The following is a 26,075-nucleotide window of genomic DNA, read 5'->3' as shown; positions in this document are numbered from 1 at the left end:
TTCTCCATGCAAAAATAAGCAAATTATTGTTTAGTCACAGCAGTAAACAGTGACAATTCCTGATGAATGATCAGTGCAGTGCTGCGTTCAGCAACACGGTTGGCAGCCTGTTCTGACAAACGTAAAAATAGCGCAGGGTCGTTGTACAACTGCATTAACGCCGCTGCCAATGCCTCAGCCGATTCGGGCTGACATAACATGGCGTTTTTATCGTCGCAAAACTCCGGCACCGCCGCTATCCGGTTTGTTACCGCTACCAGCCCCGACGACATCGCTTCGTCACGTGACACGCCCTGGCTGTCCCAACGGGTTGGGCATAAAAATACACCGTATTGTTTATGCTCGGCCGCAATTTGCTGCTGGGTTAAAAAACCACGTTGCAATTTCACGTTTTTCAGCCCCACTAAGGGTGCTGTAATCGCCTCAAATTGCGGGCCGTCACCCATTACGGCAATATCAAACTGATCAAACCCGGGTTGTTGGCTTAATATCACCAGCGCCGCAACCGCAAGGTCATTAGCATACTGCGCCGAGCTGAACGGACGCAGAACAAGGATTTTCTTCCTATCACCTAACTGCTTAGGCTGATACTGAAATAAATGGGTATCAATGGGGTTTGGCAGTATCTGATACTGCGTGCCGGGCAATGGCGTGGGCAACGCCAAATCAGCCATCACCTCATCGGCAAAATGCTGCGAAACAAAAATAAGCTTCAGTAAAGGAGGGCAAGGTTGCAACACACTGCGCCAAAATTGCAGTCGTTGTTCGCTTTGCGCTTGCGCCTTGGCAAAACTGGCTTCATCGGGATAATTATACTTGCGCCGCTCTGCGCTGTGTATTTCAGCACCGTGCAGCCACACGGTTACAGGCACCTTTGCCACAACCTGTTGTAAGGTGCGCCACATGGCATTATCTAAAAAGTGTACCAGTACATGTTTATACAGCCCGTCACGCAACGCGCTCAACAATAAACTGGGGCAACCGGTTGTTACCTTAACACCGTCAAACTGATGCACGCTTAGCGGTGCATTGGGCCGGCTACGAAACACGTCAACCTTTACGCCCCGGGCCGCATAGCCCTTTACCCGGCTATGAACAAAGGCATTGCGATACAACGAATCATCCGACGGATAATGGTTAGTGATCAGCACGTAGTCGCTGGCCGGCTTGGGCATTATGCCGTCAACCGCCTGATGCGAAAAACGCACTGCATTGAGCGTGATCGCCACCTTACCACTGCATCGGAAACCCAATTTAATCGTGCTACATTTTGCCGGTAAGTGCAGGGTTAAATTGGTTGCCGGCGCAAAGAACTCATGCCCCAGCCGGTTACCCTCTGCATCAAGATAAAGCAGCACCAGCAACACATTATCGCTAAAATCGGCATCAACAAACACCGGTAACGCAATATCGCTGTGCGCATCAGATTGCAGCGGCCGAAGATTCGACGCGACCAGTGTATGGGTTGCGTATAAGTACTGATGTTTACCCGCAGCCAGCTCTGCGCTTAGCTGTAAAGCCGCATCAGCTAAAGTAAAGGTTATTCCCGCAGCACTGGCTTGGTTAAACAGCAACGCTAATGCCGCAGCCGACAACGTCGTAGGGCGCTTAAAAACAGGCGGAACAAAACCCGATAATAACAGCTGGTAATCGGTATCAGGGGCCTGGTCAGCCTGATAATGCAGCGCTACAGTCGCGGCGTTTAGCAACGCATGCTTTTGTTGATATAACTGCTTATGCCAACTACGCACACCGTGGTTAGCCTGTAACTGATTGCCATTCTGTTGGTAAATATCGGCGGTTAAATTATTGCCATCATAACGCTGATAAAGCACAGGGTAACGATACCAGGGCGCCGCACTTCTGCCATACACTGACTTTAAGCGGTCAATAAACTCACTATCGGCGTTTTTGCACAGGTTTTCATAGTATCCCAGCTTCTGATGCAGCGTGATGGGAGCACATAACGTTGCCGAACCATAACGCTCAGACAAGCCCTCTAAACTAAATAGCTGTCCGGCGCTGTCAATACGCACCATATCTGCAATACACACATCAAAAGCCGGGTGTTGCTGAAGCTGCGCCACCTGAAATAATGCCCGACAGCTGCTACTAATATCATCGGCATCCTGCACCAAATAATAGCTGGCATGGTCCTGCCAATGCTTAATAATACGGTTACGAATAACATAAGTGCCTACACCACCACCGCTGTTTTCAACGCGTATAGGCAAACTAGTGGGAGCAAGTGCTTGAAATTGCTGTAACCGCAGCACAGAGCCATCAACACTAGCATCATCAATAATATGCAGTGCAACCTGGCTATAGGTTTGCATTGCTACGCTATACACCGCTTGATGCAAATACGCAGCCTTGTTGTACAGTGACATAGCAAACACTGCGACACCGGTTTGCTGCGGCAGCTGCCAGGCACCCGCTGGCAAAAGACGCAGGCTTAGCAACATTCGCGGCACGGCTAATTGGTGCCAATGCTGGCTGTCAGCCTGCTGCGCGGGCAATAAATCAAACAACACCGTGCTGCCATCATCGCAACGTAAACTAACAGGCAGTATGCCGGCGTCAATATCAATGTCAGCCCCTGCAGTTAACTGCCAACAGCGCGCAATACTGCCTTGCAACACGTCGCCCTGATAAAACGGCAAGGTTAAAAAGGTGTCTAAGCCGCCAAAACGCTGCACACCGGCGGCACTGACAAACAATGCGTGCTGCGTTAGCGTCGGCGCTATTTGTGCGTTGGCACTTAATGCCACATTGTCGGCGCGGGCTTGTCCAGCTAACAAAGCCGGTAACATTGCGCTGGGCAAACAAAAAGCGGGTAAGGTGCGGCTGCGGAAACTGGCGGTCGCGGCCACTGCCATCGAAGCATTGACACAAGAGGTTATAACGCCGGATGACGAAATATTATCGGCTAATGTCGGTTGCTGCCAACAGCCTTGCAACGCGGCAATATCACTGCAGGGCTGGAATAACGTTAACCAGACAATGGCATTAGGTAAACACTTCACCGCATCCAGCGCATCTGTCACCAACAAGTGCTCTGCCGTGCTAATTAGCACGCGCTCAAACACCCCGGCTTTAAGTGCTACCAGCATGTCGGCATCAGCAAAAACTTGCGTTACGCTGCACCCTGCCAACAACACACTCAGCCCATCTGCTTTAGCCTGGGTTGCTAAAGCAACAGCAGCTTTACTGCTGCCTTGTGGGCTTAGCACAAGGGCCAACCATTGCACTGGCGCCTTGTCAGATGGTTTTGACATTACAGCCTTAGGAGTGACAAAAAAATAGTGTGGGCATCATAATAGAAAACCCGCTAACAGTTCAACGCGACGACCATTTTTAACGCTCAGCAGTTGCTTTTATCAGCACTACCTTGGCACTAAACACCCAAATTGCCATAAAAACGTTAATTACGTCCCAAAGCTAATTTAATGCTCGCGTTTATAAAGCGTCATCACTCGCAATCACCACGTTCACACCATGCTGTTTAAAAGCCTGTTGCAGCGCCTGTTTAGCCTCGTTGTCACCGTGTACTATGCGTACTTGTTGTGGCCGTTTTCGCATGCCAAGTACAAAGCGTAACAACCCTTGCTGGTCGGCATGAGCAGAATAGCCAGACAGGGTAATAATTTCAGCCCCAATGTGTATCCGGCTACCATCAATATCAACGTAACCACCTTTGGGGCCGTAGTGTTGAATTTTTGCACCTAAGGTACCACGCGCCTGATAACCCACAAACACCACCTGATGCGCTGGGTCCGGCAACAGTGCCGATAAATAATTCACTACCCTGCCCCCTTCGCACATACCACTGGCAGCAATAACAATTGCCGGTTGGCGCGTGCTGGCCAAATAGTGCACTAGCGCCAAGTGCTGAGCGTGGCTATCTACCGTATGCAATTGCGCAAAACTTAAGGGATGCCGGCCTTGCTGCACGCGCTGTTTAGCTTCTTTATCCCAGCGGGATTTAAGTGCGTCATAGGCTTGGGTAAATTTTGCTGCCAGGGGCGAGTCGACAATAATTTGTAACTCATCCCAACGTAACCCCTGATGAATAGCCTGCCCGCGCAACCGGTGCACTAAGGCCTCTAATTCATACAGTAACTCTTGGGTGCGGCCAATGCTAAACGCCGGAAACAACACGGTGCCGTTATCCTGCAGCGCATGCAATAACACCTGCTCTAAACGTTTTATGCGCTCTTTACGGTTATCGTGTAAACGATCGCCATAAGTACTTTCTATTACAACCGTATCAGCGGCATAAGGCGATTTAGGTGAGGGCAACAGCGGTGCGTACGGTGCGCCTAAATCACCGGAAAACACCGTCTTGTAGTGTTGCTTTGCCAGGGTGTTATGTCGCAGCTCAACATAGGCCGAGCCCAGAATATGACCGGCAGGTTGAAAGCGTAGCGTTGGCGCGGCATCGCCTAAGGCAGGCAATGCGGTCCAGCAATTAAATTCACACGGTACCAACAAACGCAGCACCTTGGCCAAAAACGCGGCTATGAGCTTGGCGTCTTTGGTGACGCCAATTTTAAGCGCATCTTCCAATACCAGCGGCAAGAGTGTTGCTGACGCTATGGTACAAAAAATGGGCCCGTTAAAACCTGCGGCCAATAAATACGGTATACGGCCAACATGGTCAATATGCACATGGGTAACAATAAGCGCTTTAATATGCTGCAGGGCAAAGTTAATCTGTGGCGAACCCGCTGAGCCAGCGCCATCGGCTGCGCCAGACGACTCGGCTCCCTGAAACAGCCCGCAATCTATAAGCACGCCATAATTGTTGGCTAAACGGTATTCGTGGCAAGAGCCCGTTACACCGTTTACCGCGCCATGATGAATAAACTGTGGTGTCGCAAAAAGGGTTTCCATACCGGCTCTCCACAATTAGGTAAAGCCAAATAGTAACAAATAAAACCCAAATTGCTAACACTTAGTAAAGCAGTCGTACGCTGCAAGCAGTGCTTAGCAAGAGCTCATAGCATGAGGCCCTTAGCTATCGCTGTTAACATCAGGCGCTTAGCGAGCCTGTTCTATCAGCTCTACGTTAATACCGCGGCGTAGTTGCAACTGCCATGTGCCACCTGCTGGCACAGCTACACTGCGGCAAAATGCCGGTGCAGTAACATTTAATGCTACTACCACTTGCTGCTGTGCATCGCGCCAGAGTAAATTCATGGCATCAAAGGTGTTGCTGGTAACATCAACACAAATATCACCATTGATCTCTTGCAGTGTTACACCATTGGCTGCTGATGCCGCAACCGCACGCGACTGTGCCGCCGGCATACGTTGGTTCGCTGGCACCCTGTAATCATGCACTAGCTTATCACCACGATACAGGCTCCAACGAGTTAACGCCTGATTTTGCCAGTGTACCGGCACAATAAACGACAGCTCAACCGGGCCGTCACCATGCCCGGGCACCAATTGCTCTACGGCCAGCTGTTGTGGTGTTGACGCACCATACCAGGCCGATACCTGATACGGCGAATTAGCCCGCACCACCCGCTGCTGCTGCAATAAAATGAGCTGCTGTAATTGCACCTGATCAGCGCCGGTTAACGCCATACGGTGATACCATGCCTCGCCCGTGGCTGTAGCACTTAAGCTAGTGCCTGCTGCCTGCATAGTGGCAGACAACTGTAGTTCAATCGCCGGGTGGTCGAGGTTTTGTTGCAAATAATCCTGTACGTTTTCAAAGTTGTAATCTGACACATGCTGATTACCGCAATAGCCCATCAAATCTTTGTAATCATCTGGCGATAACAGCGTTTGCATGTCCAACGGCACGCCGTAACTACCGGTACTGCCACCCGCGTAAGGGTAGGCTGAGTCAGGGTTACCTGCAGTACCACAAGGGGCATGTGGCCTGCCAAAGTTGTGGCCTAACTCGTGGTTTAGCACCATATCCAGGTTACTACTGTTTACCACGCCTACAGCACTAAAGCCGGGCACATAGCCACGCCCACCCCATTGATCCGTGTTCATCGCCTGCTCAAAGTAGCCATAATAATAGCCCTCACCGCCTTCAATAACACGCAGATCGAACAGCTCTTGCAACATAGTAGAGGTGTTATTTTCTTCTGCACTGGCCGACACCTGATAGGGTGCACGTGTAGTAATATTCACACTCGCCAGTGGCCAGGTGGTTAACAACGAACGCGAAATTAAACTGTTATCCGGCAAGGTTGTAACCGCATCGCCCACCTGAAAGGGCACCACGGTAAGGTTAATGCTATTGGCTGAGGCAAAAGTGGGGCTAAGTACCACATTGTCTAAACCAGCAACCGACACCTCAAAGGTGGTGCCTGGTTGCATTTGCGCAGCAGGCACACTGACCAAATAGCTACTGCTAAGCTCGCCATGTTGCTTCGCCAGCGGCAATGTGGCAGGCGCCTGCACAGCCAATGTCACAGCTTGCCCTGCCCGGTTGGCTACTGCACTAAGTGCAGGTGGCGTTGCGCCATCCGCAGATACCAGATGCACACGCAGCACCGCGTCGCGATTAGGCACCAAATACGGGTTAGTTTTTACCACCCCTTGCAGCCAGTCGGTGCCCGCTAACGACACCCCGGTTGGCGGCGTATCGGTATTAATAACTTCATCAATCGCTATTTGTCTGGGGATTATAGCCAGGCCGGTATCTAACACAAAAAACGGCCTTATCCTGGCCTGGGTTATATCAGGCAGTAGCCATTGCTGCTGTAAATGACAATTATCTAACACCGCAACCGGCGCACGCGGCAGCTGATAATCCAGATCTACATGCAGCTCACAGCGCCAGGGCCCAGCATCATCAGACGCTACCTGCCAGTCAAGCTGCAAGCCGTTGTTACTTAGCTGTGCACTAACGTCCAAGCTATCAATGCCGTCTTGGTTCGGGCAGGCTATATCACGCGGTTTAGCCCAGTTGTATACCTGCACTACCACACCTTTGGCAGTAAGCCCATCAATCACACTTTGCGCCCGCGAAAACCCATTTAGTTTTAAGCAGCCGCCCACACTCACGTAGCCACTTTCGCCCAGGTTAGTGTCAAGCAAAGGGGATAAGTCTGTTACAGCAGTACCGTAACTGGTTAACTGGCGCAGTTCAGGAAAATACGACAGTACCGATAAGTCACTCACTCGGGTGTATTCTATGCCAAGCAGGCGCAACTGTGTTTGAGACGACAAGGGCTCCAGAGAGTCAATCTTCGTCTCACCCATAAAGAGAAACTGCAACGACATACCTTGCAAAGCCCACAGCGCGTCAGTGCTTAGTGGGTTATTGTAAATAGTTAAGCGCAATATTGGTAACGCACTTAATGGCGATAAATCGCTAATGTTGTTACCCGATACATCCAGTTGCTCCAGATTAGTTAACCCTGCCAGCGGTGATAAATCGGCTATTTTTGTAAAAGGCATGGATAAATTAACCAGCCGGCTAAAACCAGACAGGTCTGGTAAATGCGTCAGGCTGTTGTAACCCAAATATAAAGTGCTTAGCCGAGGATTTTCGGCTTGGTTATCGGCCAAAGCAGCTAACAGACCAACATCGGTTAAACTATTGTTTTGTAATACTAACTGGCGTAAACCAGTCGCATACTGAATACCATCCAAGCGGCTAATTTGCTGGTTGTCTGCATTAAGCACCGTTAACCCCGCCAGTGTATCCGCTAAAATAGGCGCCGTATCGCTAAGCGCTAAATGCTCGCGTATTACACGGTCTAAATTGGCATCGGCAAACACCACAAACTCAGCATCATTAAACTGCACCTGCAGCTGACAATCTTCAGTTACAGATGGAATAATAAACTGTGTGCCATCAAACTGGCCATTACAGCCATCTACTTGCTGCACATTAAAGCCGCTATCCGCCGTAATGGTAAACACAACCTTGTCACCAAAGTGTGCTTCAACGCTAGTGGGTGAAACAGAACCACCCGCGCCTGCCAAGGCGGTAATACTCACCGTTTCCACAACAAAACTAACGTCAACTTCACAGGCGGCCATCACCGGCGTGGTGGTAAAACTATTACCCTCAAGCGTACCTGCACAGCCAGTTACGCCCTGAATAACAAAGCCATCATCGGGCAAAATTGAAAACGTCGCTTGTTGGCCGTATTGCACCTGCTGGCTAGCCGGAGAAATAGCCCCCCCGGTGCCTGCCCGGCTGGTAACCTCAAACACCAGAGGCTCAAACCGTGCTGTTACCGTACAATTCGCGTTTAGCGGGCCAATAAGGTATTGATCATCAGTTAAAGCCCCATTACAACCGGTTACCGCAACGGTTGCAAAGCCCTCAGCAGGGATAACTTTTAGCGTAGCTTGTTGGTCTGATAACAACGTAAGGCTTTGTGGGGTAATAGAACCGCTACCTTCAATTGCGGTACTAACGTTAATTTGTGCGCGTTCAAAACTGGCCGTCACCGTACAATTTGCAGTAACCGCACCAGTGGTAAAGCTATTGCCATTTAACTGGCCATTACACCCCGTCGCACTGGCAACCACAAAACCGGCATCGGCCTGCAGCGTTAACGTGGCAGTTTGGCCACTGCGTACGCTAACACTAGCCGGTGTAATACTGCCGCCAGCGCCAGCCGTTGCCGACACCGTGTAGCTAACTACTTCTGGTGGCTTAGTGCCAGCGTCATCGCCAGAGCCCCCGCCACAGCCTAATAACCACAGCGGTAACGCCAAACAAATAATACGCGGATTCAACGGCATAGCAGCCCCAATGCAAATGTAATTAAGGCCAGTATAACCTTAAATTTACATCAGCCTCCAGCGTTAAACTGAGTAAATGCCAACAGCAATGTTTGGCATAACATGCTAACTTTCAACCTAGAGCAACCGTTCAAAAGCAACAAAACTGCTAAATGCCACCCTCTCTCGCTCTGCGATGAGTAACGTAAAGCTTTGCACTTTTTGTAACACAGCCTGTTGTGCCGCTTGGTAATGTTCAGCCATAGCCGCTGTTGGCTCAAAATTACGCAAAGCTTGTCTCGCTTCATCAACTGACATACCAAAAATATTAACAACAGCTTGGTTATTTTGGTTTATCACCTCATAGAGTCGACTGTCTGGCCCCGCATAGGTTATTGGTATTGAATTGATAGCAAAGGCATCAAAAGGTTTTTCAGTAATATAATTCCCCAGCACGGTATTCTCTATTGCTGACATCAACATGACATTACCGTGCAAACTAGTCAGTTTATCTAAATGCCAATCAGGTAAGGCTTGCCGCGCGGTATCACTATGCCAACCACGTCCCTGAATAAGCACCTGTGGTTGCTGCCAGAATGTATTTGCCAGCTCGGAACGATAAACGCTTAATCCTAACAAAGCCTTATTTTGATCAAACTTTTGGTATTTCTGCTCAGTGCGCTTTTCTGCAAAAAAAACCTGTTTCCACTTCGCAGACTGCCAGTGTGTTAAACACTCTTTGGTAGATAGTTGCACATTACGCTGCAATAGCTTGGCGTAACGCTGAATATAATGATTTTCCGTGGTGATAAAATACGGCAACTTGGCAAACGCAAAAATGTCAGTGGTAGCATGGTTGAAAAAGTAGTAACTAAGTTTTTGATTTACACCATCCACTTTAACTGAAAACTCGCCAACCGGTTTGGTAAAATCCTCATACCACAAGCTATCCCACAGAGGCTCTTCAGAAAACACCACCAGCTTAAGATCGGGCCGAGCCTTCTGCCATGCCAGTAATTGCGCGGCTTCAGAACGTAAGTCGACAAAATAACTCGCAACGATAAAATCAGCGGCCAATGGCTCGGTAACAAAATCAAAGTAAGGTGCAAAAAAAGGCCGATAATCCGGATAAGCTAACGGTGTGCGCTTGGCATGCTTTCCAGGCAATAAATATACTTTGATTTTACTCATCAGCGGCACACTGCTCCATCCAGCGAACTACGGGTTTAAAGTGCTCTGGGGCTAAGGTTTTTAGCGCGAGTTGCGCAGCCTTTCTTAGAGGTACCGAGCATACCAATTGCATATCAAGTAATAAGTAACTTTGTAAAGTAAGCAAAAAAGTGGAGGCAGAATAGGCATTACTTTGCTGCATCGTTGTAGCTGCCATCATCGTTAGCGCCGCATTCTTTTGTTGATAACGCTCAGACACCCGACGACTTAAAAACAACTCCAACTCTATCAGCCAAGCAGGCGAAAAAAGCCCTGCCGTTTCATCCGCTATCGCGACGGATAATTCAGGGTCCTGGCTGTTTAGACTAATACAGCGCTGTGGCGTAATAATCAGCTCAATGGCCAGCGATGCAAATAACTCACGCAAAGACGCATCCAGCGGCTTAGTAACTACCGCCAAGCGATATAGACAGCGGCTATGCGATAATTGGTGCCTAAGCTGATGCAAGGCAGCATTGTCTGCAGCTAACTGTTGCCAGTTAAACGCTAACAACGTAACCGCTGGCAACGTTGCAAGCATACTGTCAGATAACAACGCAACCGTATCTCGCACAAATTCAGGTGCAGCTACCGAATGACTATTACGCAAAATATTCAAACTCACACCTTACCCATTCAATACCCAATTGGATTTGCCGCCTGCCAGGGCCAGCTATCTTCACACTTGCTCGCGTCGTCAAATGTTGCCATCTAGTATGGAAATACGGCTCAAAGCGTGCTTTTAAGCTATTGATTGTTGAACAACGGCAATAGCTGCAGCCTCAGCTGAATCATGTAAAACATCAAAGAAATCGTTCCTAACAAGCGGGATGGCGGTAACAAGACTATTGGCAAGAATAATATGTATACTTGCCGATATCTGATCATCAAGCACGAATTTATCAATGTTAAATTAATCCAAGTTGAAGAATTCACACACTGAAAATCCAACAATAACTTACAAAATCAAAACATTAGCTAATCATTACCAAACAAATCTCTCGTATACAACTTTTCGGAGACATCATTAAATATATCGCTCATACGGTTCGCAACAATAATATCACTGATCTGTTTAAACTCTGCCATATCTGTAATCACCCGGCTATTGTAAAAATCACTCTGATCAAGTTCAGGTTCAAACACTACGACTTCAACACCTTTGGCTTTAATACTTTTCATGATGCCTTGTATTGCCGACGCGCGGAAATTATCAGAGCCACTTTTCATAATTAAGCGGTATATACCAACGACTTTCGGCTTCCTTGATAAGATTGCCTCCGCAATAAAATCTTTACGGGTACGGTTAGCATCTACAATCGCCTGAATCATGTTATTAGGCACATCTTTATAGTTAGCCAACAACTGCTTGGTATCTTTCGGCAAACAGTAACCACCATAGCCAAAACTGGGGTTATTGTAGTGGTTACCAATACGAGGGTCCAAACCTACGCCCTCAATAATCTGTCGACTATTTAAGCCATGGCTTTCAGCATAACTATCCAGCTCGTTAAAATAAGCCACCCGCATAGCCAGGTAAGTATTACTAAACAGCTTTATCGCCTCAGCTTCAGTACTGCCAGTAAACAATATCGGTATATCTTGCTTTATAGCCCCCTGTTGCAATAACCCGGAAAATTGTTTGGCGCGGGCACTTTGCTCACCAACAATAATACGACTGGGATAAAGGTTATCGTACAATGCCTTTCCTTCGCGCAGAAACTCCGGTGAAAAAATCAGGTTATCTGTACCAAATTTATCCCGCGCGCTTTGTGTATAACCAACCGGCACGGTGGATTTAATCACCATTACTGCATTTGGGTTAATAGCCATAACGTCGCTAATGACTGCTTCAACACTTTTAGTATTAAAGTAATTGGTTTGCGGGTCGTAATCCGTCGGAGTGGCTATAACTACAAAATCAGCATCGGCATAAGCCTGTTGTTTATCCAGCGTCGCGCTAAAGTTAAGCACCTTAGAATGTAAAAATTCGCTGATTTCTTTATCTTCAATCGGCGATTTTTTGGTATTAAGCAACGAAACCTTTTCCGGAATAATATCTATCGCGACAACCCGGTTATGCTGAGCTAACAGCATGGCATTTGAAAGACCAACATAGCCGGTACCGGCAATTGCAATTTTAATCATCAGTATTCTCAACTAACTTAATTTAATGTGCTCAGCTATAGCCTGCAGTGCCAACGCTACAAGATGTATCGCTTTTTGCTCTGTGTCACACTCTGCATAGCATCTTACCTCGGGCGCGTTGCCTGACGGACGTAGATGCACAATATCACCGTCAACGAAGGTCATTCGAAGGCCATCAGTGCTATCAATACTCAACAAAACCTTATTATCCAGCGACAGCATTTGTAGGCTTTGCTCTGGATGGGCAATAAGACTGTCTAGCAGTTGCTGGCTGCGCGTCGCAGGTACATTTTGAATACGATCACTGGCCGTAAAACGTTGCGGTAGCATGTCCAGTAATGCCGACACCGGCCGCTCTGCCGCCAGAACAAGAACGGCCAGTGCAGGTAACAAGGCGTCGCGCGTGGGTAACGCTTTAAGCATTTTGTCGGCAATAATAATATCGCTACCCAGCAAAAAACCGCCGTTTGCTTCAAAACCGGCATAGCTGCGCTCTGTTTTTAATGTTTCAAAAGCAGCAATAACATAAGGCGAACCAATGCGGGTACGAAGCACTTGATTAAACACACCACATTTTTCAATGGCGCTATTACAGCTAACAGGCACAGCCAGTGCATCTATACCTAGAGCTTGAGCACATAACAGCCCGACAATATCGCCGCGCAGCCAATAGCCATTCTCGTCAGACAGCAAGGGCCTATCACCATCACCATCGGTAGAAAAAATCGCATAAAATTGATACTGTTTAGCCCACTGTACACCTTTTTGCTTATCGGCATCGCTTACCGCTTCAGTGTCAATGGGTACAAAATGATCACTTCGTTCAAGCCGGGTGACTTTGGCACCTAATGCTTCAAACACTTGATAATAAAGCTCTCTGCCTGCGCTTGAATGTTCATATATGCCGATATGTTTACCCGACAAAATACCTGCAGGGTAAATACTCAGATAACGCTGCAAGTAGTTTTGGGCAGCACTGTCTAATATCGCTAGCGTTACAGGGGTAAACAGGGGTAAGGGGGTGTTTACCGATAAAATAGCCTGTTCATCCGCTTTACTAATTTCGCCATCAGGGCGATAAAATTTAATACCGTTTCGATCAAACGGAATATGGCTGCCGGTAATCATTATTGCCGGTACCTTATCCTGCATAGCCTGATACGCCAGTGCAGGTGTGGGTAATACACCATAAAAATCCACCTGAACGCCAATAGCCTTAAGCACACCCGCCACTGCGGCTGCCATTTTAGGGCTACTCGGGCGGTTATCTATCGCCACAGCAACCCGGTCAAAAGTAGAGCTTTGCTGCATAACCTGGATAAAATTAACGGCAAAAGCAGCACAAACGTCATCGGTAAGATCAGTTACTAAGCCCCTAACGCCACTGGTACCAAAGGCTACGTGGCTATGTTGAATAATCTGTGTCGTACTCAACGCCATTTTAAGCCCTACCATAGCGGTCAGAAAAACGCACTATATCGTCTTCACCTAAATAGGAACCCGATTGCACCTCAATCAACTCAAGTGGAATTTTACCCGGATTTTCTAAAGCATGTACTGCCCCAAGCGGGATATAAACCGACTGGTTTTCGCTTAATAGCGTATCTTTGCCAGCAACAGTTACATTTGCCGTACCCGACACCACTATCCAATGTTCTGCACGGTGATGATGCATTTGAATCGACAACTTCTCGCCGGGTTTAACCGTAATACGCTTAACCTGATAGCGCTCGCCGTTATCAATAGAGTCGTATTTGCCCCAAGGGCGGTAAACTTCGCGATGCACCTTGTGTTCGCTTCGTCCGGCCGCTTTTAGTTGCTGCACTATGGCTTTAACGTCCTGCACTTTATCTTTCGCGGCAACCAGCACGGCATCTTTGGTTTGCACCACCACCACATTGTCTAAGCCTACAGTCGCTACCAGGCTGGTTTCGGCAAACACATAATTGTTACTGCTAGCCACTGTTAACACATCGCCTTGATGCACATTGCCATTAGCGTCTTTATGGCTAATGTCCCATAAAGAAGACCAGGCACCTACATCACTCCAACCAGCGTCAAGCGGCACCACTACCGCATCAGCTGTTTTTTCCATTACCGCATAATCTATTGAGTCATCCGGACAGGCGATAAAAGCCTCTTTATTTACCCGAATAAAATCTAAATCCGGGTCTACTTCAGCCATGGCAAGCTCACAGGCGCTATATATATCAGGCCGGTGCTGTTTTAATTCAGCCAAAAACACACTGGCTTTAAACATAAACATGCCACTGTTCCAGTAATATTCACCACTGGCTAAATAAGACTGCGCCGTTAACAAATTGGGTTTTTCTACAAACTGCGACACAGTAAAAGCACTACCCGATGGGGTACCCCGTTTGATGTAGCCGTAGCCCGTTTCAGCCGCCGTAGGCACAATACCAAAAGTGACTAATTTATTATCTGCTGCAAATGTTGCCGCCTGCTGAACAGCAACAGTAAAAGCGCTGGTATCGGCAATAACATGATCTGCAGCCAACACTAATAACAATGGATCAGTGCCCTTTTTCACTGCCGTTAATGCGGCAAGTGCAATGGCTGGGGCGGTGTTACGCCCGGCAGGCTCTAAAATAATATTGTGATCCAGCTGCTGTATCTGCCTGAGTTGCTCAGCCGCAATAAAACGATGTTCTTCGTTGCATATCACTAAGGGCGGAAATGCATCAACATCCCGAAGTCTTTGCACAGTTGCCTGCAACATGGTTTGCTTACCGTCCAGTTTTAAAAACTGCTTAGGCATTAAATCACGCGATAATGGCCACAGCCGGCTGCCAGTGCCGCCGGCCATAATAACAGGAAGTATCATGTCTCATCCTTTGAAGAAAAATAGGCTTTAGTGTTTGAATGCACATCAGGGTGTAATAACAGCTCTGCAACACTAAACCATTGATAATCAGCATGCTGCTCTTGAGGTAAATTAACTAATTGCGCAACCCTAAGGCGATATGCGATGGCCACATAATGCGTTGAGGGCGCATCACCAAAAACACTGTCTGTGTAAAAATGGTCATAAGGCCCCTGCAATGTCGCATCCTCGATTGAGAATTTTATCCCCAATTCATTTAACGTTAATCGTTCAAAAGCAGACGCTAAGGTTTCGTTTTTCAAAATACGCCCGCCTGGGACAAACCAAAAACCTTGCGCCGGCCGATTGTTACGCCGGCCTAATAGTATTTGTCCCTGCGCATTTTCAACCAGCAAATCTATCGACACCAAGGGCGTACTTGCTAATACGGTGGTAAACGTAGTGTTATCTAAAAACATCAACCTATGCTCTAAAATTATCCTGGTTTTCCAAAAACCATTGATAGGCGTTGCGCAAGCCTGTCTCTAGTTCAATAGAATACTGCCAACCCAGCGCCTTTAGACGGTCAACATTCATCAACTTGCGTGGCGCGCCATCTGGCTTGGTTGTATCCCAGACAATGCTTCCCTTAAAGCCAACTACCTTCGCTACCGTCTCCGTCAGTTGTTTAATCGTGCAATCAACACCGGTGCCCACATTAATATGGCTTAACATGGGTTGGGTATTCGCTTCATAGGTAGCGCTATCCAATTGCATTACAAAAATGCTGGCAGCCGCCATATCGTCAACATGCAAAAACTCCCGCATCGGCGAGCCACTGCCCCAGGCAACAACTTCAGCTGCCCCCGCAAGCTTCGCTTCATGAAAACGGCGTAACAAGGCAGGTATCACATGGCTATTATTCGGATGAAAGTTGTCATTAGGGCCATATAAATTGGTTGGCATAACACTGCGATAATCGCGGCCATACTGGCGATTATAACTTTCACACAGCTTAATACCGGCAATTTTGGCAATGGCATAAGGCTCATTCGTCGGCTCTAAAGTGCCGGTTAGCAGGGCGTTTTCAGCCATAGGCTGCGCGGCCAGTTTGGGATAAATGCAGCTGGAGCCCAAAAACAATAACTTCTGCACATTATTAACATGCGCCGCATGAATAATGTTCGCTTGAATCATTAAGTTTTCATAAATAAAATCAGCAGGATAAGTATTATTGGCAATAATACCGCCTACCTTAGCCGCAGCAAGATAAACTTCATCAAACTGCTCAGCAGCAAAAAACTCAAAAACCATTTTCTGATTTGTTAAATCCAGTTCTTTGCGAGTGCGGGTAACTATGCTTACATTGCCTGAAGCGTCAAGCTGGCGCTTAATGGCTGAGCCGACCATACCTTTATGGCCAGCTAAAAATACTTTTTTCATATATTGTCCTATCAGGCGATATCTTGCACAGATAAGCCAGCTTTACAAATAGGGGTTTGTTCTACCTTACGGGCAACAGCAAACACTCTTTTACTTTTGTTATCCCAGACCGAACGAATTTCATCGAAACCCGCTTCCCGTATCATCCGAGCTAAAGCAGAGGGCGATGGCATAAACCAGTTCCAACCACCTCTATTCAACTCTTCTCGAGACCCCGACGCGTGATAGATAAAATTGCCATCAAATCTACAAAGCGGTTCTTCAACGTCAATACCGGCAGATTCGATAAAAATCTCACCGCCAAGCTTTAACGTATTATAAAGCCGCCTAAGTGCTACAACGGGGTCAGATAAATGATAAATTACACCCGGAAAATATACTGCATCAAACACCCCTTGTAGATGTTCGTCAGTTAATTTATACAAAGAGTTTTTATACACATTAACACTGTCACCAAGTCCAAAGCTTTGGGCAAGGAACTCGGTCATATTAGCGTACTTCTTAACTTCTTCAACCGCAGTTACCTTTGCGCCCAAAGCATGTAAAAGCAATGTAGTTCCACCGGTCCAACAGCCGACATCAAGAATGTTTTTATTGCTAAAATAAGACAACGAAACATCAAACAAGTCGCAAAACGTACTCAGCAACTTTACATGCCTGTTCCCCATTCGCCCTTCTAATGCAAAACTGCCAAAATCGTGGCTATGCCCCCAATGAAACTTTAACGATAGATCTCGTTGTTTTTCAAGCTCGGACGCTTGATAACCTTCAATTTCAAAGTCTACCTTACCAATTTCACCAAGCACCCGCTCTCTAAATACAGGCTCTGTAATACCGACCAGATTAGCCACGGTATATTGGGCAAACAACGATTCAAGCTGCTGTTGTGTTGACATGATGAGCTATCCTTCCACTGACACCGGTAAGCTATAGCCATGTTCTTTTAAAAGCGCATGGCGTTTAGCCGCTTTTAAATCTTCAGCCACCATCTCGGCACACATCTCCTGGGTGGTAATTTCCGGTACCCAACCCAGTTTCTGCTTCGCTTTACTGGGATCACCAAGCAAGGTTTCTACCTCAGCCGGGCGGAAATAACGTGGGTCTACTTTAACAATCACATCCCCAACCTTAAGGGCTGGTGCATTATCGCCAACAACAGCATCCACTATCGCCACTTCATCTACGCCTGAGCCCTCAAAGCGCAGCGTTACGCCCAGTTCTTTGGCAGACCAGCTAATAAATTCACGCACAGAATACTGCACACCGGTGGCAATAACAAAATCGTCCGGCGTGTCTTGCTGCAACATCATCCATTGCATACGCACATAGTCTTTGGCATGGCCCCAATCGCGCAGTGCATCCATATTACCCATGTAAATACAAGATTCTAAGCCTTGAGCAATATTCGCCAAACCGCGCGTAATTTTGCGGGTAACAAAGGTCTCACCACGGCGCGGGCTTTCATGGTTAAATAAAATGCCGTTACAGGCATACATGCCATAGGCTTCGCGATAATTTACCGTAATCCAGTAAGCATACATTTTGGCTACCGCATAGGGCGAGCGCGGGTAAAACGGTGTGGTTTCTTTTTGTGGTGTCTCCTGCACTAAGCCATAAAGCTCAGAGGTAGACGCCTGGTAAAAGCGGGTTTTCTTTTCCAACCCTAATATGCGAATCGCTTCTAAAATACGCAGCGTACCCATGGCATCAACGTCTGCAGTGTATTCCGGCGCTTCAAAGCTTACCGCAACATGGCTTTGTGCACCTAAGTTATATATTTCGTCTGGTTGAACTTGCTGGATAATACGCACCAAATTCGACGTATCAGTTAAATCACCATAGTGCAAAATAAAATGTAGGTTATCTACGTGCGGGTCTTCATAAATATGGTCAACGCGTTGGGTATTAAAGCTTGAAGCCCGACGCTTAATACCGTGTACTTCATAGCCTTTTTCTAATAAAAACTCGGCTAAGTACGAGCCATCTTGGCCAGTAACACCGGTAATAAGTGCTTTTTTCATTTTTTAAAACCTTCTATATAAAATTTAGTGTGCTTTTTGTTTGAATATTATTCTTCAGGCAATAATTATTCCAATCAGCAAATTCAGTCCAATAATTTAAAAAAACAAAATCCAACTTTGCTAAAGAAGAAGCCTCGTGATCGTATCGACTGTCGCCCAAAAATAGTGCAGGCTGTTTAATAGTTTTAGTAGCTAGCTCTCTTGCAAGAATAATGTCCTTGCTATCCGGACTTCCAAAAATACCACCATCGAATAGCCGTGCTAATCCACGTTCTGCAAACACTTCACGCAGCTCTTGTTGATCACCACCAGAAACAATTAGCCAACTAGCGTGTTTGGTTTTTTCTCGTAATTCAAATAACCCATCTGCAATATCGCAAGTGAGTAGGCCATGCCTCACTTCTGCCGCATAAGCACCAAGTAACTCATCCAAACTTGGGCCTTGCTTTCCTGCAACTACATTCTGCACAAACCATTCAAATTTTTTGTAGCGTGAAATCCCACCGCGCGCAACATGGTAATCAACCAACTGCTTTGCAGCCGTGTCACCATAGGGTAAAGCAGCTTGATAAAACGCCTCTGTTTTAACTTTGTTAGAGTTTAACACCACGCCATCGCAGTCAAATACTAACGTTTGATAATCCATTATATTCATATGCGATGTAAACCTCTTAACGCCGCTTCTACTGGCGCAACATCATCTGGCACGTCAACGGCTAAACTACCTGGTTGGGTCTCATACATACGAATTGTCTTACCCAATTCAAGAAAACGCAGTATTTCAATATCTTCACTAAACTCTAGCTCACTCTTACGGCCAAAAGCCTTGAACGCGGCCAGTTCTTCAGCTGTAAAGGCATAAATACATACCTGCTTTTTATAGCGTTTTGGGGCACATTTATCATCTTTAAAACCAGGTAGTGCTTTGCGTGACATGTACACCAAAGTATTATCTTCCCGTGTAATAACCTTGGGGATATTGACGCTTTCTGGATTTTCAGCTGCGGATATCCAACAAAAACCATTCACGATCGACGCCATATCCTGCTTTTTAATCGCAATTGCTTTACGAATATCTTCAGGATTAATAATGGGTTCATCCCCCTGAACATTAATGTAAATATCGGCTGTAACTTGCAGCGCAGCCTCTGCCAGCCTGTCAGTTCCTGTAAGACAGCCATCTGTCGTCATAACCGCATTGTAACCAGCCGCGGTTACGACATCCGCAATTTTGCTGTCTTCAGTAGCAACATAGACGTTGTCTTTACCAACAGCTTTAGCCGATAGCTCAGCTACCCATAGCACCATGGGCTTGCCCAGTAATGGAACTAAAGGTTTCCCTGGATAACGGCTAGAAGCGTAACGGGCGGGAATTAAAACGACGGCCCTCATTTATACCCCCTGCATCGCATAAACCGATAAAGTTGGCACGCTGTAATTCGTTGGTGTTATAGAGGTAACATCTAATGCATTCGCATCTTTATAAAGCTCTAATACCTTTTGCATTTCTTTGGTTCTGGGATCATCTGCACCGTAGCCATCAAACCCTGCTAACAATACACAGCTAGCTTTGCCGCTGGTAGCAAGTGCCAATGCATAACTAATGACCAGAGAATTAGGTAACACTGCATTAGTAGCAGCAAAACTAAACGTATTAGCTTTAACTGTTAAGCCAAAATCTAACAGTTTTTTGCCGCTTAATGACTCAAGTACATCAGCTGGAAGCATAGACGCAGGCGTTATTAAAGGCTGAGGTAAAGCAGTATGCGCTTCACAGTCGGCTAGCAAGCGCACTGGGTGACAAGCAACACGAACATCAATTAAACTTTGCGCTACGGCAGACTGCGTATTCAGCGCAACAACTACAGGTTTTCGGGCCGCTATATAGCTTTCTATAGCAACTTTATGCTCTGCCACTCCAGGCCCGGCACCCAAAATTAACACTTCTCGGCCAGAGATTAAACTTTCAGGAGCCCATTCTCCCTTCGCGTCACCTTGGTAAAAGTGGCGGGTTGCATCCAATGCATTAAAACTAAATTTCTTACCGCCTTCCACTTTTAAGTGGTTTATCGCGGCTAGAATGTCTTCTTCGCTATAACGGGAATCTCCCAGCATTTCCTGTATGTAGGTAGGGTGAATACCATACTTTCCAGACAGGTAATAATATGGGTTTGAGCCCCAACCACATTGATTTTTAAGCGGCTGGAAGTACGAACGAATAACCGACATCAAGGGTACCATATTGATGCTTTGCTTGCGCATATCGGCCACTTCGATTACCAGCTCTTCAGTACGGGCATTGCCAGGTCCGCGGCCCATACCGGTAACAGTCGCATCTAGCCAAGTCACGCCGTCTTTTACCGCTTGTAAGGTATTCGAAAGCGCCAACCCCATGTTGTCATGAGTATGAATTCCCATAGGCCCTTGCCAATGCTTACGTAACCAACCAATAATCTTGGTAGTTTGCACCGGATCCATACTGCCCATGCTGTCGGCAAAATACAGCGCATCAATTGGATACTTGCTAGCTTCTAGTGATAAAGCCTCTACTTCCTCTTGAGTACGATCGGCAACCTGCATAAGATTAAAGCCAACAATATAACCGCGCTCTTTTAACCAGTTGCATGCAGGCAGTGCTTTAACAAATTCATGTACATGGCAAGCAATACGCACAACATCAACCGGCGACGTAGCGGCGTCATTGGGAAACAACTTTTGCAACACTTCATTTTGTGGCATTTCACCAACAATTTCGGTCGCGTTGATCATAACCGCTACTTTCAAAGTAGAAGGAATAGTTAATGTACGAATATAGCTATCTGTTGTATAAGCGCTAGCACCTTTAAAACCTTTATTAATCAATGAGCGCAACCCCAGCTCTACAATATCAACACCGGCAGCCGACATAGCTTCAAGGTACTTGTTGGTGACATCCAGCGGAAAATTCCAACTGTTATAGTAGCCACCGTCCCTTAGTGTGCAATCTAAAATAAACATATATTCTTACCCTTAAATCTAAACAAGAAAGCTATCATTAGTATAGAATGAAGCAGATCAATGTTAAAAGTAAATATTTCTAGGATCTTCCATTAGTCATTTGCAAAACATAGCTTATTAAAAAAATTAAAATTTGTTATTAAGTATTGCACTTCTCTCCGAGCCGAAAAACCTTCTACAATACAGAACTGAGCTAATATCATTGATAAAAATTTCTATTCTAATAAAATGGTTTGGATATCTATCTCAAACTGAAGATATAGACTTAAAATTTAATTGAAGGACATGAAATATAAAAAAATCTGCCATTCACAGGTCCTAATTTAAATATCCTTTGAATTAATTGCCAAAGACAAGATTGTATTTAGAGCATTCCTGTATTCGAAAACCGACGCAGAACCAACAAAACTTATATACCTTACTGAATCTGATAATTTAGGCTCGTTAAAATTAGTAATTTTAAAAATAAGCTCTTCACAACTTTCAAATTCAAGATTCGAAGGAAACTGAATATGGTGAACATTACTTTTAATTCGAAACGTTGAATACCCAAGAGTATGCGCCTCATACAATAATGAAGAAGTATGACCAATAACTATGTAACGTCTATTTATCCGCTTTAACTCTTTAAAATTCGGATGCTTATTCAAAATAATATTCTTATTATTTGAGGGGTGAAATCTAATGTAGACATTCAAACCTAGTTTTTCAGCAACAATAGCAACTATATCTGCTAGTTCTTCGTTTTGAGCTTGAAATATTTTCTGGTCGGTAACAATCAAAATATCAGTTTTAGCATTATTTCGCGTCTGAAATTCGGAGACTGAGGGTAGACCTGCTATTGAAGGTTTGCCACAGATGAATATTGACGAATCTTTGTGATATTTATTTATAAGTTCTTTTGTTTCGATACCCCAAGCGAGAAAATGTTTAGCTACGTGATTCTTATAATTCACTTCATTAACAGTCTCATAGCCGCTGTAGTCTATGTAAAGCCCGTGTTGTAAAGTCACGGTTTGTACATCAGGTTTTAGCAAATGTAACATTTGGACTATCAAATTCTCAATTGGTTGCATATCTGCAAACGCGACGAATACCTTAAACTCCATTTCCGAAATTTTCTGTAATACGTACACATACCATACAACTCTAAGGTACAAACCATTTCTTATCAGAGGATCTTTCTCATTTATTAAGTAAACAATCTCACGGCATTGAGTAATAAGCCTAACTATATCTAAGTTTAAGCCTTTCAAATTTGTTTTATAGTTGCTAAAAAAAACACAGTTAGAATCATTAACAGATGACGCTATATCATTCTCTAATAGCTCATAGTCTTCTCGAACTAGGCTTCTAAAAAAAAGAAATTCACAAGTTTCACTTGTATTTTTGAAATCAATATGACTGTAAAATACTTCTTTATGCCAACGGTCAATAACCTGAGGAAGTAAGTGTTTATCTGTGTTTTTCAAAGCGAACAAATCAGGTTGGACCACCTTATCCAAATCAATTTTTTTTAAAAAATCAAACATCCCTAGTCCTCTAATAAATTATCTATATCTCTTTTAAAAGCTTTATAGTAAACACTTTTATTTTTAACTTCATTTGGGTCAAAATAATCAAACTGAATTTTAAGAACGTCTAAGTATGGACGAAGCCCACTAGATGAAGCACCACCAGCAAAAAAACGAGCTACCGGCATGTCAAGCTTCAAAAAACAGTAACCTTTTTTAAAAATACGAAGAGAGTGTTCATAGTCAGCTGCATATTTAAAAGATTGATTAAAATTTTCATCTTTTAAAATAGAAATAGGATAAAAAGCAGATTGATGATTAAAAGCCATTTTCCTAATAGAACACTCTATAGCCGAAGATTTTATTAGTCTTTCAGTTTCACCATCAACATGGTAGTGATCTCCATAGACAACAGCTTCAGAATCTAGACCAGATATTTCGTCAGAAATTTTTTGAAGAGTATCAGGGCTTACTAGTTCATCACCAGCATTTAAAAAATTAACATAGTCCCCTGTCGCATGCATAATCCCTTTATTCATTGCATCATATATCCCCGCATCCATTTCCGAGACATAGTAATCAATATAATCTTTATTTTTTTCTATAAACTCTTTAGTGCCATCACTTGAGTTTCCATCAATAACTATCCATTCAATTAATGGATAAATTTGTGACTTTACACTTTGGTAGGTTCTCTTAAATCCTGCAAGATCATCTCTTACAATGGTGACTAGCGTAATCCAGGGGCTTCTATCAATAATACCTTTTAAAGAAGCACGAGATAACATACTTGTAATTTCACGGTCGTATATTTTTGGCCTCATTTCAGGATGCGACACCCACCGACCAACATGCTTTACAAAATACTCTTTTTTTGCTTCAGGATAAGCAATGCCACACCAACGGTCAATCAACTGTTGACGATCGTGTTGTTTACGCCAGTCATTGTTACTTTGACGAAGTTCAGGCGTAGCTTCAAAAATATGTTCTACAAGTGAGTTTGGTGAAGGTATACATTTATACCCTTTTTGATTCAACTTAAGGACCAAATCTGTATCGGCAAAATAGAAGTAATAACTTTCATCTATGAAACCTACATCCTCTAGAGCTTTTCGGCTGTAGATTCCATGGTTTACATATAATTTATCTAAATTATATGCAACTGAAAATCGTTTTCTTAACGGAAAATCTCTAAAATAAAACGCAACTGCACCAATTTTTTCTTCAGGATTTGACTTTTCAATTAAGCTCAGACCATTAATAATTGCTTTATTAAATATATAACTATCATCACTCAACATACATATATAGTTTGCAGTACAAATCTTAAATGCAAGATTCATAAAATATGCCCATGGCTTCCGTTCAATTTCTTTTGAATTCCACTCACCTTTATTATGTTGAACGATTGTAATTATGTCTTTCTGCGTAATGAGCCAATCTAAAGCACCATCCGTTGAGCCGCCATCAACAACTACTATCTCATGTTTTACTTCAGCAAGCTCGATTCTAACCGCATCTATACAACGTTTTAAAAGCGCTTTACGATTGAAGCTTCCAATCACTACAGATATTGTGGGTTTAGTGTATGTCTGTGTCATTATATTGTCTCTATACGCTTTTGAAACTGAAGAAATTTATCGTAGTGCTCAGATTTTTTTATTTCTTCCCTAAAAATTTCAGTGGTTTCCCTTTGTGGTCTAATTAAAATTTCACTTCCAGTTCGCCCACTATCACCGCTGACTTTAAAAACATCAATATAATCTAAACCATGTTCGACGTTAGGTAATTCCAATTTTTGCAAGCACGTTTTCACTACTGTAGCTGGCTGCTCAACAAAGTCTTCGTATTTAACAATTTGTTCATCACTAAAGGCATTGAGAAACTTCAATAATCGGCCGCAGTACTCGTCAAAACTGTCTGGTTTAAAATGTACCCAGCCGTTTTGCCTTAATGACAAAAATGAATCTATAGGGTTACGCACTGTAACCAGGTGTTTAATGTCGAAATGAGGAGAGAGTAATCTGGTTAGGCTATCGATTTCTGGCACAGCAGCATTGGTACAATAATCTGCATGTGTGTGCGCTCTAAGAACAAGATAACCGCCCCGCTCCCGGACATGACGCTCGGTTTCGATAACGTTTTGTACGAACACCGTTTCTGCCAAAGTATCTACATCGGGTATGCGACTGTACAATGCTTGAGTGACAATATCGCGAGGAGTATAGGTTCCTTTATTACTATTAAATCCGAGTAAAGTAGTTGGATGTAATTCGCTTAACAAAAATACGTTTGGTTGAGCGGCAATACATTTAGAGATTAGGGTGCCGCCACTGCAGGCAAAATGATGAATAATTCGCAATATTGGCTTTTGTGGCTGACTAGCTTGTACAACCTGCTCACAACGCTGTAAAAGGCTTTCCGTGTTATGAAAACTTCGAAGGTCGGTTAATGCAACATCTGGCTTATTGATATTGTTATTTTCAATTAACGCCAAGGCCTGCTGCAATTGCAGCTGCAGCTCACCTAAATTTAGCATCTGTTGCGGCTGTTTGCTCATAACGGTTACTTTGCTTCCAAAAGTTCGGGGTGCTCTTTTTCAAGCTGGTTATAAAACTTACTCGCCGCCGATAATTTTATATATAACTCGCCAACGAGACTGCGCAGTTCTTGTTCTGTTTTTAATAACTGGGCATAGCGTCCACGAAGCTCTGATGCATCTGCTTCTACTTTTGCCAACAATTTAACACTTAACTGCGAGCTACGTTGCTGCTCTTTTAGCTCTTTATTAAGCTGCTCATTTTGCGTTTTAAGTGTCTCAGCCCAGGATTTATGTTTTTGGTTTAACTCTGATTCTTGCTTTAAACTCTGATTTATTCGTTTTAGCTCTTGCTCTAATTCTGCTTTTACAGTGTTAAATTGTTTTAACTGACTATCGCTATCAGCGATTTTAGTGTTTAGTGCGGTCTGTGTGTTATTCAATGCCGTGACTTGCTGCTGTGCTGATTGAAGCTGCTTAGCTAGTTCAACTTTAGCCTGCTCGGCTTGCTGTTTGTTTGCTTCAAACTGTTTAGCCAGCTCTGCTTTAGCCTGCTCGCTTTGCTGCTGCTCTTTAGCGAATTGCTGCTTAGCTGCCTCTAACTGCTTAGCCAACTCAGCTTTAGCCTGCTCGTTTTGTTGCTGCTCGTTAGCAAATTGCTGCTTGGC

At 44.9% G+C, this 26,075-nt stretch carries 19 protein-coding genes; all 19 read right to left on the bottom strand.

Features of this window, described 5'->3' with window-relative positions; all coding sequences use genetic code 11:
- Positions 1-23: 23 nt before the first annotated feature.
- Positions 24-3,278: a glycosyltransferase gene (locus H595_RS23705; RefSeq protein ID WP_027672787.1), complete on the bottom strand. Its 3,255-nt coding sequence runs from the start codon at positions 3,276-3,278 to the stop codon at positions 24-26.
- Between the two features lie 181 nt (positions 3,279-3,459).
- A complete protein-coding gene (locus H595_RS0120400) occupies positions 3,460-4,896 on the bottom strand; it encodes an MBL fold metallo-hydrolase RNA specificity domain-containing protein (RefSeq protein ID WP_027672786.1) in 1,437 nt (478 codons plus the stop codon).
- A gap of 147 nt (positions 4,897-5,043) precedes the next feature.
- The gene (locus H595_RS0120395) at positions 5,044-8,733 is read right to left on the bottom strand and encodes an InlB B-repeat-containing protein (protein ID WP_027672785.1); all 3,690 of its coding nucleotides are present in this window, start codon (positions 8,731-8,733) and stop codon (positions 5,044-5,046) included.
- A 117-nt stretch (positions 8,734-8,850) separates the two neighbouring features.
- Positions 8,851-9,903, bottom strand: a complete 1,053-nt coding sequence (locus tag H595_RS0120390; protein WP_027672784.1) for a hypothetical protein — start codon at positions 9,901-9,903, stop codon at positions 8,851-8,853.
- Positions 9,896-10,546 (bottom strand): hypothetical protein, encoded by a 651-nt coding sequence (locus H595_RS0120385; protein ID WP_027672783.1) that lies wholly within the window; start codon positions 10,544-10,546, stop codon positions 9,896-9,898. Before H595_RS0120385 ends, H595_RS0120390 begins: the two co-directional genes overlap by 8 nt.
- 353 nt (positions 10,547-10,899) lie before the next feature.
- On the bottom strand, positions 10,900-12,066 hold the full coding sequence (locus H595_RS0120380) for a nucleotide sugar dehydrogenase (RefSeq protein ID WP_027672782.1): 1,167 nt from the start codon (positions 12,064-12,066) through the stop codon (positions 10,900-10,902).
- A gap of 15 nt (positions 12,067-12,081) precedes the next feature.
- Complete coding sequence (locus H595_RS0120375; protein ID WP_037055710.1) at positions 12,082-13,509, bottom strand: phosphomannomutase; 1,428 nt, start codon at positions 13,507-13,509, stop codon at positions 12,082-12,084.
- A 1-nt stretch (position 13,510) separates the two neighbouring features.
- Positions 13,511-14,914 (bottom strand): mannose-1-phosphate guanylyltransferase/mannose-6-phosphate isomerase, encoded by a 1,404-nt coding sequence (locus H595_RS0120370; protein WP_027672780.1) that lies wholly within the window; start codon positions 14,912-14,914, stop codon positions 13,511-13,513.
- Positions 14,911-15,372, bottom strand: a complete 462-nt coding sequence (locus H595_RS0120365; RefSeq protein ID WP_027672779.1) for a GDP-mannose mannosyl hydrolase — start codon at positions 15,370-15,372, stop codon at positions 14,911-14,913. The genes H595_RS0120370 and H595_RS0120365 overlap by 4 nt, the downstream gene beginning before the upstream one ends.
- 4 nt (positions 15,373-15,376) lie before the next feature.
- Positions 15,377-16,336: a GDP-L-fucose synthase gene (gene fcl / locus H595_RS0120360; RefSeq protein ID WP_027672778.1), complete on the bottom strand. Its 960-nt coding sequence runs from the start codon at positions 16,334-16,336 to the stop codon at positions 15,377-15,379.
- Between the two features lie 11 nt (positions 16,337-16,347).
- The gene (locus tag H595_RS0120355) at positions 16,348-17,232 is read right to left on the bottom strand and encodes a class I SAM-dependent methyltransferase (protein WP_027672777.1); all 885 of its coding nucleotides are present in this window, start codon (positions 17,230-17,232) and stop codon (positions 16,348-16,350) included.
- Positions 17,233-17,238: 6 nt separating this feature from the next.
- Entirely contained in the window at positions 17,239-18,357 is a 1,119-nt protein-coding gene (gene gmd, locus H595_RS0120350; protein ID WP_027672776.1) for a GDP-mannose 4,6-dehydratase, read from the bottom strand.
- Positions 18,358-18,370: 13 nt separating this feature from the next.
- The gene (locus tag H595_RS0120345) at positions 18,371-19,012 is read right to left on the bottom strand and encodes an HAD family hydrolase (RefSeq protein WP_027672775.1); all 642 of its coding nucleotides are present in this window, start codon (positions 19,010-19,012) and stop codon (positions 18,371-18,373) included.
- Positions 19,009-19,749, bottom strand: a complete 741-nt coding sequence (locus H595_RS0120340) for a 3-deoxy-manno-octulosonate cytidylyltransferase (RefSeq protein WP_027672774.1) — start codon at positions 19,747-19,749, stop codon at positions 19,009-19,011. Before H595_RS0120340 ends, H595_RS0120345 begins: the two co-directional genes overlap by 4 nt.
- Positions 19,750-21,354, bottom strand: coding sequence for an aldolase catalytic domain-containing protein (locus H595_RS0120335; protein ID WP_027672773.1), 1,605 nt, complete (start codon positions 21,352-21,354; stop codon positions 19,750-19,752).
- Positions 21,355-21,677: 323 nt separating this feature from the next.
- Positions 21,678-22,886 (bottom strand): hypothetical protein, encoded by a 1,209-nt coding sequence (locus H595_RS0120330; protein ID WP_027672772.1) that lies wholly within the window; start codon positions 22,884-22,886, stop codon positions 21,678-21,680.
- A gap of 2 nt (positions 22,887-22,888) precedes the next feature.
- Positions 22,889-24,469 (bottom strand): glycosyltransferase, encoded by a 1,581-nt coding sequence (locus H595_RS23700; protein WP_051220027.1) that lies wholly within the window; start codon positions 24,467-24,469, stop codon positions 22,889-22,891.
- Complete coding sequence (locus tag H595_RS0120320; protein WP_027672771.1) at positions 24,469-25,428, bottom strand: sulfotransferase family protein; 960 nt, start codon at positions 25,426-25,428, stop codon at positions 24,469-24,471. The genes H595_RS23700 and H595_RS0120320 overlap by 1 nt, the downstream gene beginning before the upstream one ends.
- A 5-nt stretch (positions 25,429-25,433) precedes the next feature.
- Positions 25,434-26,075, bottom strand: a 642-nt coding sequence (locus H595_RS23200; RefSeq protein WP_037055658.1) for a hypothetical protein, incomplete at its 5' end; no start/stop codon positions are given.

It is taken from the genome of Rheinheimera baltica DSM 14885, from assembly GCF_000425345.1.
Lineage (GTDB): Bacteria > Pseudomonadota > Gammaproteobacteria > Enterobacterales > Alteromonadaceae > Alishewanella > Alishewanella baltica.
Note: the sequence above shows the minus strand (reverse complement) of the source record. Positions and strands in the feature narration are given on the sequence as shown.

What these genes read in the sequence shown, in the direction of transcription:
- fcl (WP_027672778.1), bottom strand. Translation starts at nt 16,336, where the DNA reads ATGAAAAAAGTATTTTTAGCTGGCCATAAAGGTATGGTCGGCTCAGCC.
- H595_RS0120390 (WP_027672784.1), bottom strand. Translation starts at nt 9,903, where the DNA reads ATGAGTAAAATCAAAGTATATTTATTGCCTGGAAAGCATGCCAAGCGC.
- gmd (WP_027672776.1), bottom strand. Translation starts at nt 18,357, where the DNA reads ATGAAAAAAGCACTTATTACCGGTGTTACTGGCCAAGATGGCTCGTAC.
- H595_RS0120365 (WP_027672779.1), bottom strand. Translation starts at nt 15,372, where the DNA reads ATGTTTTTAGATAACACTACGTTTACCACCGTATTAGCAAGTACGCCC.
- H595_RS23705 (WP_027672787.1), bottom strand. Translation starts at nt 3,278, where the DNA reads ATGTCAAAACCATCTGACAAGGCGCCAGTGCAATGGTTGGCCCTTGTG.
- H595_RS0120345 (WP_027672775.1), bottom strand. Translation starts at nt 19,012, where the DNA reads ATGAATATAATGGATTATCAAACGTTAGTATTTGACTGCGATGGCGTG.
- H595_RS0120395 (WP_027672785.1), bottom strand. Translation starts at nt 8,733, where the DNA reads ATGCCGTTGAATCCGCGTATTATTTGTTTGGCGTTACCGCTGTGGTTA.
- H595_RS0120320 (WP_027672771.1), bottom strand. Translation starts at nt 25,428, where the DNA reads ATGAGCAAACAGCCGCAACAGATGCTAAATTTAGGTGAGCTGCAGCTG.
- H595_RS0120330 (WP_027672772.1), bottom strand. Translation starts at nt 22,886, where the DNA reads ATGTTTGATTTTTTAAAAAAAATTGATTTGGATAAGGTGGTCCAACCT.
- H595_RS0120340 (WP_027672774.1), bottom strand. Translation starts at nt 19,749, where the DNA reads ATGAGGGCCGTCGTTTTAATTCCCGCCCGTTACGCTTCTAGCCGTTAT.
- H595_RS0120375 (WP_037055710.1), bottom strand. Translation starts at nt 13,509, where the DNA reads ATGGCGTTGAGTACGACACAGATTATTCAACATAGCCACGTAGCCTTT.
- H595_RS0120335 (WP_027672773.1), bottom strand. Translation starts at nt 21,354, where the DNA reads ATGTTTATTTTAGATTGCACACTAAGGGACGGTGGCTACTATAACAGT.
- H595_RS23700 (WP_051220027.1), bottom strand. Translation starts at nt 24,469, where the DNA reads ATGACACAGACATACACTAAACCCACAATATCTGTAGTGATTGGAAGC.
- H595_RS0120355 (WP_027672777.1), bottom strand. Translation starts at nt 17,232, where the DNA reads ATGTCAACACAACAGCAGCTTGAATCGTTGTTTGCCCAATATACCGTG.
- H595_RS0120400 (WP_027672786.1), bottom strand. Translation starts at nt 4,896, where the DNA reads ATGGAAACCCTTTTTGCGACACCACAGTTTATTCATCATGGCGCGGTA.
- H595_RS0120370 (WP_027672780.1), bottom strand. Translation starts at nt 14,914, where the DNA reads ATGATACTTCCTGTTATTATGGCCGGCGGCACTGGCAGCCGGCTGTGG.